This is a genomic window from Dysgonomonas sp. 521 (assembly GCF_010501055.1).
In the GTDB taxonomy this organism is placed as follows: domain Bacteria; phylum Bacteroidota; class Bacteroidia; order Bacteroidales; family Dysgonomonadaceae; genus Dysgonomonas.
The window spans coordinates 1-18,215 of sequence record NZ_QVMO01000007.1 but is presented as its reverse complement, the minus strand read 5'-3'; the positions used below and the strand labels follow the sequence as shown (position 1 = coordinate 18,215).

The 18,215-nt window shown below is 42.5% G+C and carries 12 protein-coding genes; 4 read left to right on the top strand and 8 right to left on the bottom strand.

Translation table 11 applies throughout. The features are described from left to right. Positions 1 to 361: 361 nt before the first annotated feature. Entirely contained in the window at positions 362 to 1,483 is a 1,122-nt protein-coding gene (locus D0T84_RS03585; protein ID WP_163306114.1) for an aspartate aminotransferase family protein, read from the top strand. Positions 1,484 to 1,517: 34 nt separating this feature from the next. Here the strand turns inward: D0T84_RS03585 and D0T84_RS03580 are convergent, their stop codons facing one another. Next, positions 1,518 to 1,928 (bottom strand): DUF2752 domain-containing protein, encoded by a 411-nt coding sequence (locus tag D0T84_RS03580; RefSeq protein ID WP_163306112.1) that lies wholly within the window; start codon positions 1,926 to 1,928, stop codon positions 1,518 to 1,520. A 210-nt stretch (positions 1,929 to 2,138) separates the two neighbouring features. Next, positions 2,139 to 2,537: a CD225/dispanin family protein gene (locus tag D0T84_RS03575; RefSeq protein ID WP_163306110.1), complete on the bottom strand. Its 399-nt coding sequence runs from the start codon at positions 2,535 to 2,537 to the stop codon at positions 2,139 to 2,141. Positions 2,538 to 2,660: 123 nt separating this feature from the next. On the opposite strand from D0T84_RS03575, the gene D0T84_RS03570 reads away from it, so the two are divergent. Next, positions 2,661 to 3,413, top strand: a complete 753-nt coding sequence (locus D0T84_RS03570) for a GH25 family lysozyme (protein WP_163306108.1) — start codon at positions 2,661 to 2,663, stop codon at positions 3,411 to 3,413. Between the two features lie 2,257 nt (positions 3,414 to 5,670). Here D0T84_RS03570 and D0T84_RS03565 read toward each other — a convergent pair. From D0T84_RS03565 to D0T84_RS03545, 5 genes are all read right to left on the bottom strand, one after another. Beyond that, on the bottom strand, positions 5,671 to 7,731 hold the full coding sequence (locus tag D0T84_RS03565; protein WP_163306106.1) for a M13 family metallopeptidase: 2,061 nt from the start codon (positions 7,729 to 7,731) through the stop codon (positions 5,671 to 5,673). A gap of 152 nt (positions 7,732 to 7,883) precedes the next feature. Further along, positions 7,884 to 8,552: a GDSL-type esterase/lipase family protein gene (locus tag D0T84_RS03560; RefSeq protein WP_163306104.1), complete on the bottom strand. Its 669-nt coding sequence runs from the start codon at positions 8,550 to 8,552 to the stop codon at positions 7,884 to 7,886. A gap of 86 nt (positions 8,553 to 8,638) precedes the next feature. Beyond that, complete coding sequence (locus D0T84_RS03555) at positions 8,639 to 10,591, bottom strand: ABC-F family ATP-binding cassette domain-containing protein (RefSeq protein WP_163306102.1); 1,953 nt, start codon at positions 10,589 to 10,591, stop codon at positions 8,639 to 8,641. Between the two features lie 133 nt (positions 10,592 to 10,724). After that, the gene (locus D0T84_RS03550; RefSeq protein ID WP_163306100.1) at positions 10,725 to 11,684 is read right to left on the bottom strand and encodes a CPBP family intramembrane glutamic endopeptidase; all 960 of its coding nucleotides are present in this window, start codon (positions 11,682 to 11,684) and stop codon (positions 10,725 to 10,727) included. A 73-nt stretch (positions 11,685 to 11,757) separates the two neighbouring features. Further along, the gene (locus D0T84_RS03545) at positions 11,758 to 13,083 is read right to left on the bottom strand and encodes a hypothetical protein (protein WP_255495158.1); all 1,326 of its coding nucleotides are present in this window, start codon (positions 13,081 to 13,083) and stop codon (positions 11,758 to 11,760) included. A gap of 131 nt (positions 13,084 to 13,214) precedes the next feature. Here D0T84_RS03545 and D0T84_RS03540 point away from each other — a divergent pair, with 131 nt between their 5' ends. Next, entirely contained in the window at positions 13,215 to 14,729 is a 1,515-nt protein-coding gene (locus D0T84_RS03540) for a helicase HerA-like domain-containing protein (protein ID WP_163306098.1), read from the top strand. Positions 14,730 to 14,946: 217 nt separating this feature from the next. Further along, positions 14,947 to 15,843, top strand: coding sequence for a class I SAM-dependent methyltransferase (locus D0T84_RS03535; protein ID WP_163306096.1), 897 nt, complete (start codon positions 14,947 to 14,949; stop codon positions 15,841 to 15,843). A gap of 311 nt (positions 15,844 to 16,154) precedes the next feature. Here the strand turns inward: D0T84_RS03535 and D0T84_RS03530 are convergent, their stop codons facing one another. Continuing rightward, complete coding sequence (locus tag D0T84_RS03530; RefSeq protein WP_185155679.1) at positions 16,155 to 17,060, bottom strand: phBC6A51 family helix-turn-helix protein; 906 nt, start codon at positions 17,058 to 17,060, stop codon at positions 16,155 to 16,157. Positions 17,061 to 18,215: the final 1,155 nt, after the last annotated feature.

Below are 18,215 nucleotides of genomic sequence, written 5' to 3'. Positions count from 1 at the left end.
AGTGCGGGCGCTTTTAAGCATCGTCTGCCAATTATCGCAATGATGAATCTTTCATCACTTCATTCAGCCGGCAAACCGATGGTGGGTCGTACGGCAAAGCGGGGCGCAATGCTTTTTTGCTTACTTTTGGAGCTTTGGCCAAAAGTAAGGTAAGCAATCTGTGATTGCGCGCAGAATAAAAATTAAAAGAACGTTTTAAGTAGCGAGGGCAGAACTGAATTAAAAATTCATGTTATGCCGAGTGACGACAAACAACGTTCACAGGAGCGAAGCGTATGTAAAACGACTAATGAAATTGAACATATAATTTAAATAAAAGCAAATACTAATTCGCATAAGTAACTAAATATATAAGAGAGAAATGAAACTATTTGATGTATTTCCATTATTCGATATCAATATCGTAGAAGGGAAAGGTTGTTATGTATACGACGACAAGGGGAATGAATATCTTGACCTTTATGGAGGCCATGCCGTGATTTCGGTAGGGCATACACATCCCTACTACGTGGAAAAGCTGACCGGCCAGTTGAATAAACTGGGCTTTTATTCAAACTCCGTCATTAATAAACTGCAACAAGAAGTGGCTCAGAAACTTGGCGAACAATGCGGTTATCCCGATTATTTCCTTTTTCTGATCAACTCAGGCGCGGAGGCCAACGAAAATGCCATAAAGCTGGCATCCTTTCATAACGGGCGCAAAAAGGTAATGGCTTTCAGGAAAGCCTTCCACGGGCGTACATCGGCTACCGTAGCGGCAACGGATACCCCTGCGTATCTGGCGCCTGTGAATATAAATCCGAATTATGTATTTGCCCCGTTCAATGATATTGAATTTGTAAAGAAGGAACTGGCTACAAAAGAATATTCTTCGGTGCTGATAGAAGGTATTCAGGGCGTTGCCGGAATACAGATACCGGACGATAGTTTTATGAAACAACTTCGTGAAGTGTGTACCCAAACCGGAACTATCCTTATTCTGGACGAAATACAATCGGGGTACGGACGTAGCGGCAAGTTCTTTGCCCACCAGTATGCCGGAATAGAAGCGGATATAATAACCGTGGCAAAGGGTATCGGTAATGGTTTTCCGATGGCAGGCGTATTGATTAATCCTATGTTTAAGGCTGTGTACGGGCAATTGGGTACTACCTTTGGCGGTAATCATCTGGCATGTGCCGCGGCCATCGCGGTGTTGGACATAATGAAAGATGAAAAGCTGATAGATAACGCGTATAATGTAGGCGAATACCTGATGCAGGAGTTGAGGAAATTCCCTCAGATAAAGGACGTGCGTGGACGAGGGCTGATGATAGGGATGGAATTTGACGAGCCTGTCAAAGAAAAGCGTTCCAGGTTGCTTTTCGAAGAAAAGGTGTTTACAGGGGCTACAGGAACGCATGTATTCCGTTTATTGCCTCCTCTTTGCCTGACTATCGCGCAGGCGGACGTGTTCCTCGAACGGTTTAAGAAAATATTGTAGAGAAGGGTGGCGAAAGCTACTTTTCTTTTGCCGGTCACGGTGGCGACAGGTAAGAAAAAGGCGATGCCGGTATGTTCCTTAGGATAAAAAATACGATTAATACCGCTATAAAGATGTATCCGATCTTTCCCGAAAAGTTAAAGTATTTGAGATAATTCTTATTCTTCAGTATATATACCTGTGCCAAAAGGAAATAGATATAGAGCAGAAACGGTAGTATAATTATCAGCAGGAGGTTATACCTCAGCGCTTGTAATATATCCCCATGCAGGAGAAAATAAAAGGCGCGTTGGCCTCCGCATCCGGGGCATTGCAATCCTGTCAGTTCATGAAAACTACATTGTTTACTCCAGATGTCGCCCGTAGTACCGTAATATCTGTAGTAGATAAAACCAACGATCAGCGGAATCGCTATGGTTATAATGTAGCCAATATATTTTCTCATATAAGAAATGAGGGTGTGTCAAAAGTTTTTTCTATCTCTTTGCCATGCTGAACGGAGTGAGACATCCCGTGTCCGGAGGGTCGAGATCCTTCGTTACACTCAGAAACAGCGTTTGGCAGAGCGAAGCGGAGCCAATGATAAAGGGGGTAACACTTTGATAGTGTAATTTTACTTTTGACACACCCTCATAAATATAATATATTTCTCTGATTAGTTAATCTGATCAAGGTACTCCTTGTACGAACCCATTACAGCATCCATTCCTCCTGTTATAAGTACTACGATTAGATAAATCAGGTTCAGGGCAAACAGTCCGATAGCGATCAAAGCGAATATTTTAGCTTTTTGCGCGTTGCCTTGGGCTGCGTGATAGTCTCCCATATTATATTTTGAATCTACCTGAGTAGAAAATACGATGGCGACAATACCCAATATCAGTCCGATACAGCATGGGGAACATAGGCCCAATACAGTACCTACTATAGAGAGAGCCAGGTTGTTGTCAGGTTTTTTGGGTCTGGAAAATTCATCCAGATTATCCATCTGATTATAATTCATTTGATAAGGAGAAGATTGATAATTTTGATTTTCCTGATTGAATTCTGACATAATGCAACTTTTTGAAGATTAGTAATTTTTATCAAAAATAAATATAATTTCTGCATTTCGAAAGAAAAAAGTGTGTATTATCTTATCTTAAAGTAATAATATCATATTAACTTTAATCTTAATATGAAAAAGAAGATTATCATATATTCTCTCTCCGGTATGGCTTTCATTGCCATTATTGCCTCCGTGGGATTCTATTATGCCTATACTAAGGGCTATATCCGTATGAATTATCCGTCGTTCGAAGAATATCCTGTACAGGGTATAGATGTATCGCACCATCAGCAGCGGATAGACTGGGCAATACTCGATAAACAGGCGGTTCAGTTTGCCTTTATAAAGGCGACGGAAGGCGGAAACCATAAAGATTCCCTGTTTCAGGAGAACTGGCGCGAAGCTATACATCATAATATCCCTGTGGGGGCATACCATTTCTTTACATTTTGTAAAGACGGGGACGAGCAGGCACGGAACTATATCCATTATGTGCCCAAAGACAGCATAGATTTACCCCCCATTATAGATTTGGAATATGGCGGTAATTGTCACGAAGCAAACCGAAAAGAAGATATTATCGCCGAGATCGCCAAATATTTTGAGATTATTGAAAACCATTATCAGCGTAAAGTCCTCATTTATACAACAAATGAGTTCTATAAGAACTATTTGGTCAATCAGTTCCCTGAAAACCCTATATGGATAAGGGATATAGTGTCGAAGCCCAAGCTGCCGGACGGGCGCGGCTGGTTATTCTGGCAATATACCAATAAAGGAAAAGTAAAAGGCATTAATACGATGGTGGATTTGAATGCCTTTGTAGGAAGCCGTAAAGAGTTTGAAAAACTGATAGAAAAAGAACCCGCTGTGAACTCCTGACTGTTATCTTTTCTGTATAAAAATATCTAATATAAGAGAGCTCTTTGATATATTAGACAGGTGTCACATTTGTTCAGTCCCTTCGGGACATAAAGCGTTCTTTGATATAATCAGAGGGAAAAAGGTAACAGGGAAAAGTAAAGAAAAAAGTGTCACCTTTGTCACTTTTTTGTAGTACAGCCTGTTGTTTCTGTTTTACAGTCAGGCATCTAAGTCCGCGAAGCGGTCTAATCCGGATAACCACGGGTAAATCCCGTGGCAAAAGCCGAAAGGAATAGACCGTCTCCGTAGGAGGCGAACGGGGTTGGTTTTCGCTATTTGCCTCCTACGGAGACATGTTTTTCGGTCTGTCCCTGCCACGGGTTTTACCCGTGGTTATCCATGTTCCGTCCCTCCGGGACAGGTTGTTTATTGGGGAATGGCTGTCACCTTTTGTAGTACAGCCTGTTGTTTTTTCGTAGAAAATTGTCTTATATAAAGCGTTCTTTGATAGAATCGGAGGGAAAAGGTAACAGGTAAAAGTAATGAAAAAACTGTCACCTTTGTTTAGTACATGACAAAAAATAGAATATTAAGGTTCAACCCCTCGCCCTTTGGGCACTCCCGACCCCACCCCGGCCCTCCNAGGGGAGAGTCGCAAAGCGAAGACAGGTGCCTTTTGATCCGTCAGGCACTCTTCCCTTTTGATAAAGGGAAGTCCCCGAAGGGGGAAGGGTTAGAATGATAGTATATATTTTTTATCATGTACTAAGCACATTTGGCTCCGCTTCGCTCTGCCGATTTTGACTCCGTCGATTTTCAATTCAATTGTCACTTTTTTGCAGCAGCCTGTTATTTCTGTTTTTACAGTCAGACTTCTAAGTCCGCGAAGCGGTCTAATCCGGATAACCACGGGTAAATCCCGTGGCAAAAGCTGAAAGGAATAGACCGTCTCCGTAGGAGGCGAACGGGACTGATTTTCGCTATTTGCCTCCTACAGAGACATGTTTTTCGGCCTGTCCCTGCCACGGGTTTTTACCCGTGGTTATCTATGTTCCGTCCCTCCGGGACATAAAACGTTCTTTGATAGAATCGGAGGAAAAAGTAACAGGGAAAAGTAATGAAAAAAGTGCCACCTTTGTTTAGTACATGACAAAAAATAGAATATTAAGGTTCAACCCCTCGCCCTTTGGGCACTCCCGACCCCACCCCGGCCCTCCCCAAAAGGAGAGGGAGAAGTGAGGGGAGAGTCGCAAAGCGAAGACAGATGCCGTTTGATCCGTCAGGCACTCTTCCCTTTTGATAAAGGGAAGTCCCCGAAGGGGGAAGGGTTAGAATGATAGTATATATTTTTTATCATGTACTAAGCACCTTTGGCTCCGCTTCGCTCTGCCGATTTTGACTCCGTCGATTTTCAATTCAATTGTCACTTTTTTGCAGCAGCCTGTTGTTTCTGTTTTACAGTCAGGCATCTAAGTCCGCGAAGCGGTCTAATCCGGATAACCACGGGTAAATCCCGTGGCAAAAGCCGAAAGGAATAGACCGTCTCCGTAGGAGGCGAACGGGGTTGGTTTTCGCTATTTGCCTCCTACGGAGACATGTTTTTCGGTCTGTCCCTGCCACGGGTTTTACCCGTGGTTATCTATGTTCAGTCCCTTCGGGACAGGTTGATTATTGGGGGGTGGCTGTCACCTTTTGTAGTACAGCCTGTTGTTTTTTCGTAGAAAATTGTCTTATATAAAGCGTTCTTTGATATAATTGGAGGAAAAAAGGTAACAGGTAAAAGTAATGAAAAAAGTGTCACCTTTGTCACTTTTTATAGTACAAGTCCGCGAAGCGGTCTAATCCGGATAACCACGGGTAAATCCCGTGGCAAAAGCTGAAAGGAATAGACCGTCTCCGTAGGAGGCGAACGGGGTTGGTTTTCGCTATTTGCCTCCTACGGAGACATGTTTTTCGGTCTGTCCCTGCCACGGGTTTTACCCGTGGTTATCTATGTTCAGTCCCTTCGGGACAGGTTGATTATTGGGGGGTGGCTGTCACTTTTTTTGTAGTAGCCTGTTGTTTTTTCGTAGAAAATTGTCTTATATAAAGCGTTCTTTGATATAGTTGGAGGAAAAAAGTAACAGATAATAGTAATGAAAAAACTGTCACTTTTGCACAGTACATGACAAAAAATAGAATATTGGAGAAGGCTTAAATTAACAATATGATCCGGATGAAAAAAGAAAAGGTCCGGCAGAACCGAACCTTTCACTACATTTAGCCGTATTTTTTATTACCAGATGTCGGCTCTCTTTTCTTTTGGCAGATAAAGAGAATCTTTCTCTGTTATGTTGAATGCTTTGTACCAGGCATCTACATGAGGAAGCGCTCCGTTTACACGCCATTTTCCCAGAGAGTGAGGGTCTGTTTTTGTACGGCGGAGGATTTCAGCGTCACGTATATTTCCTGCCCATACTCCGGCGTAAGATAAGAAGAAACGTTGAGCAGGAGTGAACCCGTCAATCGTTTCGCCTTTTTTGGCTTCTTCAGTCTTCTCAAAAGCATTGAATGATATTTGCAGGCCGCCGAAGTCTCCGATATTTTCGCCTAAGGTAAATTCTCCGTTGGCGAATACACCCGGAAGTACTTCAATCTTAGCGAAGTGTTGGACAAGTATCTGTGCTCTTTCTGTAAACTTCTTAGAGTCATCTTTTGTCCACCAGTCAGCAAGGTTTCCTTCTTTGTCATACTTAGAGCCCTGGTCGTCGAACCCGTGAGACATTTCGTGACCGATAACAACGCCAATAGCCCCGTAGTTTACTGCGTCATCCTCATTCAGATAGAAGAATGGCGGTTGCAGGATACCGGCAGGGAAGCAGATCTCATTCGTTGTAGGGTTATAGTAAGCGTTTACCATTTGCGGAGGCATGTGCCATTCGCTTTTGTCAACGGGTTTGTTTATCTTCCTTATCATTTCATTGTAGTCGAACTCACTGGCACGTACAATATTTTCCCAGTAAGAATCTTTCTTAACTTCAAGGGTTGTGTAATCTTTCCACTTGTCAGGATAACCGATCTTTACTGTAAATGAATTCAGTTTTTCCTGTGCCTTCGCCTTCGTTACATCGCTCATCCACGTCAGGTTGTTGATTCGTTCGCCAAGCGTTTCCTGTAGGTTCTTAACCAGTTTCAGCATTCTTTCCTTCGCTTCTGCCGGAAAGTATTTTTCCACATACATCTGGCCTACAGCTTCGCTCAAAGCTCCATCTACTGTGCTTACTGTGCGTTTCCAGCGTGGTTGCAATATTTTACGTCCGCTCAACTGTTTTCCATAGAAGTCGAAGTTTGTATTCACAAAGTTATCGCTAAGATAAGATGCAGCGGAATTGATTAAACACCATGAAAGGTATGCTTTAGACTCTTCGATAGGAAGTGAATGGATCAAATTTATTGCAGTAGCGACAGGCTTTACCTGAGCCACGTTTACATCTGTAAAGCCTTTTGCTCCGGCCGCATCAAAAAAGGATTCCCACTCAAAATCCGCAACGGATTTGTTCAGGTCGGCAACCTTCATTTTATGATAGTTCAGTTCAGGTTTTCTTGTATCTTCTTTTTTGAAGTGGTCTTTCGCTAAAGCCGTTTCTATTTTCAGAACGGCATCGGCTGATTTCTGCGCATCGCCTTCGTTGTAACCGGCATTTACGAACTGGGCTTTTATCAGTTTGAGATAACCGTCCCGAAGGGCTACGGATGTAGAGTCCTGCGCTACATAGTAATCGCGTTCGCCTAATCCTAAGCCACCCTGATATAGCTGGACGATGTTCATAGAGCTGTTCTTGTCATCAGCTCCTACATATAGCCCGAAGAAAGGAGACCTTGCGTATTTTCTTAATTCTCCTGTCAGTTTTACGATGTCGGCTATTGTGGTTGCTTTATTTATATTATCCAGTTGGGGCTGCAATGGTTTTGCTCCATCGGCGTTCAGTTTCACACTATCCATACCCATTGCAAATAAGTCCCCGATCTTTTGAGCGACTGAACCCTGTGCATGTTTTGATTTGCCCAGTTCTTCTATCAGGCCTTTTACCTGCTCCTGATTTCTTTCTGCTAATTGGTCGAATGAACCGTAGCGGGCATATTCATCTTTTATCGGGTTTGCCTTTGCCCAACCTCCTGTGGCGTATTGGTAGAAGTCGTTGCCGGGGATAGCTGTAGTATCCAGATTGGCGATATCAAATTTTGCCGCGATGTTTTCGGTATCGCTGTTAGAGTCTTGTGCCGTTGCCTTTTGTTTACAGCTTACATGTGTAATTGCGAGAGCGGCAATCGGGAGATAAAATAAGATTTTATTCATATATCTGATATTTTAATTATGAATTATGAATTATGAATTATGAATTATGAATTATGAATTATGAATTATGAATTATGAATTATGAATTATGAATTATGAATTATGAATTAATTGTCTATTGCTAACTGTTGACTGTTGACTGTTAACTGTCATCACTCTTCTACATATTTTCGTATCTGGTCTGCCCATACAGTATATCCATTGTTGTTGAGATGCAGCCCGTCTGTTGTATATTTGGCATCGAGTAGCCTTTCTCCACCCAGAAATGCAGGATGGATATTGATAAATGTAATCCCTTCCTGTGCGCATAGCTTTTGTAGTTCCTTATTCAGTTCATCTATTTGCTTCTCCTTATTCAGCATCCGTTTATAGATGTTTCTATCATTGTTGATAGGCAACAGGCTTTGCACATATATCTTTGTACCGGGAGAACCAGACTTTAGCTGATAGATAATAGACCTGATACCTGTCATAATCTTTTCATTTGTCCTGTTCAGTGAAATATCATTTATTCCGGCAAGCAGGAATAACTTTGCCGGCTGTGCATTTATTATTTCATTCAGTCTATAGAGCATACCTAAGGTATTATCTCCTGCAATACCTCTGTTTGCAGGCTTTTGGTTAGGGAAATATGCATCCCATTTTCCGCCTTGGGTAAGGCTGTTTCCTAAGAAGATTATTTGCCCCTTTTTCAGCGGGTTTGCCTTGAAATAAGCCATACGCTCGATGTAAGTCTTGTTTTCGAGTATGTTTTCCTCTATTTCTTGTGCCGATAGGATCATTGTAAACAATAACAACAATGTTGATAATAAGGTTCTCATACTTTTTAATTATGAATTATGAATTATGAATTATGAATTATGAATTATGAATTATGAATTATGAATTATGAATTAATTGTCCATTGTCAACTATCAACCGCTAACTGTTGACTGCTAACTGCTAACTGTTCTTCAAGTTCTTCCCATCTTGACATGTCATCCTGCAATTCCTTGGTTAGCGAGCCATGTTTTTCGAAGAGGGTAGTGTCGGCTGCACCCTCTGGAGTTGCCAGACGGGATTCTATTTCTGCCACTTCACTTTCTTTCTTTTCAATAGACTGCTCTATATCGGCAATCTGTTTTTCTATCCGTTTGATTTGGCGGCTAAGCTCTTTCCGCTCTTCGTACGATAGTTTGGTTGCTGATTGTTGTTCGGTAGGTTTGCCGGCTTCCTTTATCGTATTTGTTGAAACTTCGAGTTCTTTCAGGCTATCCATCTTTTTCTTTTCGAGGAATTCATAGATTCCACCCAGATGTTCTTTTACCTGTTGATTTCCAAATTCATAAACTTTATCTACCAGCCCGTTAAGGAAATCTCGGTCGTGCGATACGACAATCACTGTGCCGTCAAACTCGTTCAAGGCGTCTTTCAGTACGTCTTTCGAACGCATATCCAGATGGTTGGTAGGCTCATCCAGAATAAGCAGGTTCACAGGCTCAAGTAATAAGCGTATCATAGCCAGACGGCTACGTTCCCCGCCGGACAATACTTTTACCTTTTTATCCGAAGCTTCTCCCCCGAACATAAAAGCACCCAGTATATCACGTATCTTCGTGCGGATATCGCCAGTGGCTACATAGTCGATTGTTTCGAAGACGGTCAGGTTCTCGTCTAGTAATTGGGCTTGATTTTGAGCGAAATACCCAATTTTGACATTGTGTCCCAGTTCAAGCTTTCCCTTGAAGTCGATTTCACTCATTATACATTTTACCAAGGTTGATTTCCCCTCGCCGTTTTTCCCTACAAAGGCTACTTTATCCCCTCTGTGGATAGTCAGCGTTACGTCCTTGAAAATAAGATGGTCGCCATAGCTTTTTTCTACATTTTCAGCAATGACCGGGTAAGAACCTGAACGTGGCGCAGGAGGAAATTTGAGGTTAAGCATGGCGTTATCCTCGTCATCTACTTCCAGCCGTTCCAGCTTATCCAGTTGTTTAATACGTGATTGTACCTGTACTGCCTTCGTTGCCTTGTAGCGGAAACGTTCGATAAATTCTTCCGTTTTTTGTATTTGCTTCTGTTGGTTCTCGAAAGCCCGCATCTGGTGTTCACGGTGCTCTTTCCTTAATTCTACATATTTGGAATATGGTACTTTGTAATCGTAAATGCGCCCTAGTGATATTTCTATTGTGCGTTGTGTCACGGCATCGAGAAACGCACGGTCGTGCGACACCAATATGACCGCATTGGCTCGTGTGGAAAGGAATGTTTCGAGCCATTGTATAGACTCGATATCCAGATGGTTAGTAGGCTCATCCAGCAATAGTACATTAGGCCGTTGCAGCAAAAGCTTTGCCAGCTCTATACGCATGCGCCATCCTCCGCTGAATTCGCTGGTCTGGCGGATAAAGTCACTCCTTTTGAAACCAAGTCCGGTCAGCGTTTTCTCTATTTCGGCTTCGAAGTTATTTCCTCCCGACATCAGAAATTGCTCATTCAGGTATGTTGACTTCTCTATCAGGTTATGATAAGCTTCCGATTCGTAATCGGTACGTTCGGCTAACTGCTTATTTACCTGTTCCAGTTCGGTCTCTATCCGCTGGATATGGGAGAACGCAAACGCTGCCTCTTCCATCACTGTATTCCCCTCTTTTAACGTCATGTGCTGGGGCAGGTAACCAATTGTTACATCCCGGGGGACGGACACACTGCCTCGTGTAGGAGGTTGTAGCCCGGCGAATATTTTGAGCATAGTGGATTTTCCCGCCCCGTTTTTTCCTACAAGGGCGATCCTTTCCTTTTTATTTACTACAAACGAAATACTATCAAAGAGGGTAAAACATCCGAATTCTACTGTCAGTCCTTCTACTGAAATCACTATCAATTAATTTAAAGGTCTCAGACCTATATATTCTGTATTATTTAATATGCAAAAGTAGTGATTTTTAATGCATAAGTTTCTATTTATACAGCAATTTCGAAGGAAGGAATGCTGAAAATCCCACAAGCAATTAATCAATAGCTACAGTTTCCGTATCTTCTTTATCCGTTTCTATCTTCTTATTCAATACAGAAAAGTTCCAGTTATATTTCTTATAGAAGAATGCAATAACGATGAGACTGAATACTATAAGTTCTATGAGGCCGTATGTAGGATCTACTTCTTTCTGATTGAAAATTGCCGATGTCTGCAAAGCTGATGAGGAATGGGTTACGGTCAGGCTTAGGAATATATTGTTAGCCGCATGCATCCCCAGAGCCAATTCGATACCATCGTCGAGTATGCTTACCAGTCCGAATATTAGACCGAACATAATATATTGAGGCATCATAATCCAAAAGCCAAACTCTTTTACTTCAGGATTAGCCACATGCATCAGACCGAAAAGTATAGCAGGAATAAGCAGTGCCATCCAGCGGCTTTTTGTGACGCGTCCTATCCCTTGGGCAAGGTATCCGCGGAAGGTAAGTTCCTCATAAGATGTTTGTAACGGAATCATCAGTATAGAGATGAAGAACAAGGGAATAAAAGTAGAAAGGTCAAATTGTAAAACAAAGTTGTCTGGACTTAATATATAGCTTACAATAAATGAAATTAATAAGAGGGCTGCCCATACTCCTGTCCCCCAGAATATCCTGTTCCACCTTATCTTTTTAGTACCATTTATCACTTCCTGAATAGATTGATGATGGAGAAGCTTTATGAAGAGAATCAATGTGAAGAATGCGACAACAAAAGCTATTAGTAAAAGGAACAGGCTTAGATTGGGCGACATACCTATATGTTTTGCGTCCATTATATTCATCAAAACAGCATCAGCCTGTAGTCCGTTCGATGTCCCGATGATTACAGCTGTAATCATATATGGCATTATACCGATAAAGTTGGATGCGATAAGGCTGACTAACAGTACTATTATATATTTCCAAAATTGATTGTCTTTTCCAAGAGCGTATTCTAAGTGTTTCATAAATTAGGTTATAATGTTTAATTTTTCTTTTCTATAATATGTCGCGAATAATCAAAAAAAGTCACAGTTGGCTTTATATAAAACGTTTATTCTTTATCCGGATGTTTCTAAGGTTGAGTATAACTGCCAGAACAACAAGCATCTCGAACGGAAAACTAAAACGGGAGTTCGTACCATAAGTTATCATGGCTTGCAAAACAGAGGCAGTGAAAACAATGATTGAAATTACGACTTGAGGTTCAACTCTCCTTTTCCTGATTGCCGAAATGATGTTGTATGGGATAAGCAGGACGAACAGTATCTTTATTAACTGTAGCAAAACCCTTTCGGCATAACAGATATAGAGTACAATATCATTTGCTCCCGAAATAGCGAAACTGTCATATTCCCAGTATAAGGACGTTTTCCAGAAGTCGCGCCATGATACGAATGCCTGCTTGATATATGCAGCCGGATTCATCCTGATAGTAGCGATGCTATAGTCGTATAGCTTCTCCGACAGGCCGGGGAATGACAATCCGGTTTTGGCTTCCAGTTCGGGATACGCCTCCCAGATAGTCATAGCAGCCTCTTTGTCCGATACGCTGTTGTCCCGGTATTTCGCATATATATTACCTATTTCCGCATATTCAGGGGTAGTATTTTCTGCGAAACTGACACAATTCTGGGCAAGGTTAAATCCGTAGAAAGTGGTGGAAGTAAAATGCCCGGTATTCACTTTGTTCACATAAGACCATCCCAGAAAGAAGATAACCGGAACGATTGCTATATAAATGGATTTGAAAAACACCGTTTTGATAGAAGTATTCCCTGATAGAGAAAATAAGAACAACAGTAGAGGCAGGAATACATAGAACGGTTTTATCAATACCAGAAAGCCACATGTCAGGCTCAGGAGTATATACTGTTTCGACTGCCCTATTCTGATTCTCACAAACAGGTAAAATATCAGCGTGATGCTTAATAACGTAATTGTTTCGGTCAGTATAGCCACTTCAAAAAATATGGCGGGTATATAGCAGCATAACAGGAGGGTGGTAATTAGCGATACTTTATTACTCAATCCTGATGATAAACTTAACCGGTAGAATAACAATAGATTAACCGTCCCTGCTATTAGCTGCATGCTACATGTTACGATGTGGGATATGTTGCCTATAGCGAGTAAAAGCGGGTATCCCGGAGAGCGTTGCCCTTCATAGCCGGATAGGTTTAGGCTTAAAATCCTTTCAGCCAGAACTATATAGTCTTCACTGTCGGGGTAAAGCGTCACATGCCGGTATAGAAATACTACCAGCAGACGGACAAAGATACCAGCAATAAGAATTGCTTTCAGCGGGTTATTTTCTGCCCATATCCATATTTTGTACGGTATGCCCAATAATTTATTTTTTATCAAAGTTAAGCTTTCTCTTAATCTTTTCAGTACAATTACAATAAATCACTATTTTTGTGATAACATTCACGAACTTTTTCGCGTCATTTTACTTTAAATAAGAAAGAGAAAACAAACTTAAAAAATATAATCCAATGTTTGACAACGAAAAAAGAGCTTTTGTAGCTATCTCCTCAGAAAAAGAGGTCTGCTTAGTTCCCAAAATGGCTAACCGCCACGGGCTTATTACAGGGGCAACGGGTACGGGGAAAACCGTAACACTACAGACTTTAGCCGAAACTTTCAGCGAAATGGGTGTGCCTGTCTTTGCTTCCGATGTTAAAGGCGACCTTTCAGGCGTGGCTGCAGTTGGAGGAAATAAGGAAAGTGTTACCCAGCGTGTAGAATCTTATAAGTTGGCAGATAAGGGCTTCAGGTTCCAGGCTTTTCCCGTTCAGTTTTGGGATGTGTTTGGAGAACAGGGCGCGCCTATCAGGGCTACAGTGGCAGATATGGGGCCTCTCTTGTTGAGCCGTCTCTTATCGCTGAATGATACGCAGTCTGCCGTTCTGACCATTATCTTTAAGATAGCTAAAGATGAATCGTTGGAAATCATAGACCTCAAAGACCTGCAAAAGCTTCTGGAATATGTAGGCAATAATGCCAATCGTTATACCACAGGCTATGGTAATATTTCTACAGCCAGTATCGGCGCCATCCAACGCGGGTTGATCGCTTTGGAGCATGATGGAGCCGACAGCTTCTTTGGTGAACCGAACCTGAACATAGACGACCTGATTCAGACAGTGGGAGAGAAGGGTGTCATCAATGTCCTGGCTTCTGATAAACTGATGAATTCGCCAAGGGTTTACACTACATTCCTGATGTGGCTGATGACCAAACTGTTTGAAGTAATGCCCGAAGTTGGAGACCCTGATAAACCGAAACTTGTCTTTTTCTTCGATGAGGCGCACTTGCTGTTTACCGATGCGCCAAAAGCGTTATTGGAAAAGATAGAGCAGGTAGTCCGCCTTATCCGTTCCAAAGGGATAGGTATCTACTTCATATCACAGACTCCTGCCGATATACCCGACTCGGTACTGGGGCAGCTGGGAAACCGTGTGCAGCATGCCTTGCGTGCCTATACGCCCAAAGACCAGAAAGCCGTAAAGGTAGCCGCCCAGACATTCCGTGCAAATCCGAAGTTCGATACCGAGCAGGCTATTTCAGACCTTGGTACGGGCGAAGCATTAGTCTCTTTTCTGGATGAAAAAGGCCGCCCTAATATGGTGGAGAGGGCATACATCCTGCCTCCCGAAAGCCAGATTGGGCCGCTTGACGTAGCAGCCCGCACACAGATGACGCAAAGTTCGCTGCTTTACAGGCATTATGCACAGGCGGTAGACCGGGAGTCGGCTTATGAAATCCTTACAGAGCGCTTGCAAGGAGTATTAAGTGAAAAAGAACAAGCCGCTCAGGCTAAGGAGCAGGCCGCACAGGCTAAAGCACAGGCTCAGGCACAAAAAGAAGCCGAAAGGGCACAACGCGAACAGGCTAAAATAGACCAGAAGAACGCTGCCGAGAATAAACGATTCTGGAGTAAAATGGCTACGACCGTGGTAGCTCCTATCGCCAAGCAGCTTTTGAATGCATTTTTGAAGAAAAAATAATGAATAAGCACAGTACCTGACAAAAATAAATATGGCTAGTAAGCTATGTAGGGGCGGTGGCGTGTCCCTGCTCGCTTGTCCTTATTTAAGGCAATCACAAGGGATGCCCTACAGCAGGATATAGAATATTGTGATGTACTGTATAAATAAGTAGGCAAGTCGTATCTTGTATACTGTTAACTCATAATTCATAATTCATAACTCATAACTCATTTACATGCAATTACTCACACCACAACATTGGACAGACTACGAACTGATAGATTCGGGCGATTACGAAAAGCTGGAACGTTTCGGTAAATATATTATCCGGCGCCCCGAGCCGCAGGCCGTATGGCGTAAATCCTTGCCCGAAGTAGAGTGGGAGAGTAGTGCCGATGCTACTTTCAGGAAAGAAAAGGGCAAAGCTGCGCAAGACGGCAACGACAAAGGCGTATGGATTCAGAAGAAAGGAATGCCAGACCAGTGGTTCATAGGCTACCGGTATAAGGAGATGAACCTTAAATTCCGTCTGGGGCTTACTTCCTTTAAGCATGTGGGTATTTTCCCCGAGCAGTCCGAAAACTGGGATTTTATTTACGACACGATAAAAGAACTCGACGTTACCGAACCGAAAGTACTGAATCTCTTTGCCTATACAGGTGGTGCTTCCATAGCGGCCAAAAGCGCGGGCGCAGATGTAACCCATGTAGATTCTGTAAAGCAGGTAATCACATGGTCGCGCGAGAATATGGAGGCCTCCGGTCTGGACAATATCCGCTGGATAGTGGAGGATGCCCTCAAATTCTGCCGCAGAGAGGTAAAACGGGGGAAGAAATATAACGGTATCATACTCGATCCTCCTGCTTATGGCCGTGGCCCTGACGGCGAAAAATGGGTGTTGGAAGAGAACATAGCAGAACTGATGTCGCTTTGCAGCCAGTTGCTCGAAGGCTCGGCCTCTTTCCTGATACTGAACCTGTACTCTATGGGCTTTTCCGCCGTGATAGCCGAAAACCTGATAAAAGATTATTTCCCTGATGTCAAAGAGCGTTGGTTTGGTGAGCTGATTATACCTGAAAGATCGGGAAAGAACCTTCCGCTGAGTATCTTTGCCCGCTTTGTAAGAAAGTGACAAAAGTGCTGAGTATATGACAAAAAATATCCATACAAATTTTAAATCTATTACTCTGTTGCCCAATGCCTTCAAATGAAGGAGATCTTATACCCTGTCATCCTGAACGATAGTGGAGGATCTCTTTTCTTAAAAGCACTTTGACGACAAGAGATGCTTCGTTCCTAGCATGACAGAGAGGTGAAAAACCCTTAGCTTGACCGCATTAGGCGTTTCCCTAGGCTCAATTACGATAGCATTGTATTTTTCTATTTTGATTGTTGATTGTTAAAAAGTGACAAAGGTGACACATCTCATATCGTTTCCAATTGTTACTTTTTGTCCTGCACATAATCCTTAAAAGCTTCTCCGGGCATCAGCTCACTCCTTTTTATGATACAGGTATAACCCGAACTGTCCCTCCTTACCCTTACCAAATCATCAGGGCTTTTAGGTTTTCGTTTAGGTTGGGGAAGGCTAACGCCGGAGAAAGGCGCATAATTCTTATATGCCTCTCCCGGCCTAAGCTCGCTTCTTTTTATTACACGGAAAAGGTAGCCCGGTGGCACATCATTCCTATCCACACAGACCAGGTCATCGGGGCTTTCGGCTTTTACTTCGGGTTCAGCACGCTTTTCGTCTTTTATGTCTGCCGTGTTGTTGCCGGTGCAGGCTTGGCCCGCAACCTCCTCGCAACTGTTACTTGTTTTCTCTGCAGATTCCGTACCGGGCGCGGGATGGTAAGGTTCTCCTTTTTGTTTAGGATGCATCAGGTTATTCTGTAGCAAGTTCAGCTGTTCGGCTGTTTTTGTATCGCGCACGATGATTGTCAGGGCAGCAGGTTCCTCCTTTACCCCCATTGGCTTTGTATCGTTTGGCAGCAGGGTCAGCCGTATAGCATGGGTATCGGGTGCGTATTCCTTTTCTTTTACTATGCGCGATTTTAAGATTAGTTTGTCAGGATTGTCCTTGTCGGGGATATATGTAGTCCGCACTTCGGTCAGGGTATAGCCTTCAAGTTTGCGTTTCAGGGAGTTGCGGGCTATAATTCCCAATGTTTCGTTACGGCGTTCGATAGCTTTATTTACCGCTTCCCTGAATTCCGGCTTCTTTTCTTTCCATTCGTAGAACGACTTTCGGGTTATTTTCAGATGGTTACATATTTCGGCAACCGTGTAGGTATCTTCTTCTATTAGCGATACGATTTTGTCTGTTAGTTTTTCCGTGTATTTAGCCATGTTTGAAAGAGTTATGAGTTATAAGTTATGAATTATGAGTTATGAATTGTAGTCTTTCCAAGGAGAGAAAGACGCTCATATACTAGATAAATTTGTAGGAATATGATAAAAACAGGGATTGTGTAGGGGCAGACCTATGTGTCTGCCCAAAGAAATGGGCGAACACATAGGTTCGCCCCTACATCTCCCCTTCCATTTTTTTTCGGATTTTTAATCATAAATTGCTATTATCAATGGATTACTGTTCGATCCCACAATAACGTAATGTTTATGGACTGTGTAGGGGCAGCCCCATGTGTCTGCCCAAAGAAATAGGCGAACACATAGGTTCGCCCCTACATCTCCCCTTCCATTTTTTTTCGGATTTTTAATCATAAATTGACTATTATCAATGGATTACTGTTCAACCCCACAATAACGTAATGTTTATGGACTGTGTAGGGGCAGACCCATGTGTCTGCCCAAAGAAATGGGCGAACACATAGGTTCGCCCCTACATCTCCCCTTCCTCTTTTTTTTTCAGATTTTTAATCATAAATTGCTATTATCAATGGATTACTGTTCAACCCCACAATAACGTAATGTTTATGGACTGTGTAGGGGCAGCCCCATGTGTCTGCCCAAAGAAATAGGCGAACACATAGGTTCGCCCCTACATCTCCCCTTCCATTTTTTTTTTCAGATTTTTAATCATAAATTGGCTATTATCAATGGATTACTGTTCAACCCCACAATAACGTAATGTTTATGGACTGTGTAGGGGCAGACCTATGTGTCTGCCCAAAGAAATAAGGAACACATAGGTTCGCCCCTACATCTCCCCCTTCCATTTTTTTTAGATTTTTAATCGTAAATTGGTTATTATCAGGAAATTACTGTTCGATTCCACAATAACGTAATGTTTATGGACTGTGTAGGGGCAGCCCCATGTGTCTGCCCAAAGAAATAGGCGAACGCATAGGTTCGCCCCTACAAGGTCAAATAAATAACGAATTAAAAATCATAGTATTCTGCCATATATATACTCTATTGCTAAGTGTAGTCTACAACAAACGAAATGTATGCATAATCCGGAGCATCCCCACCCAGTAATCCGGTTCTAAATCCATTAGAAATCGGTTCTAAAAATCTGCCATTCCGGCAGATATCCACCCA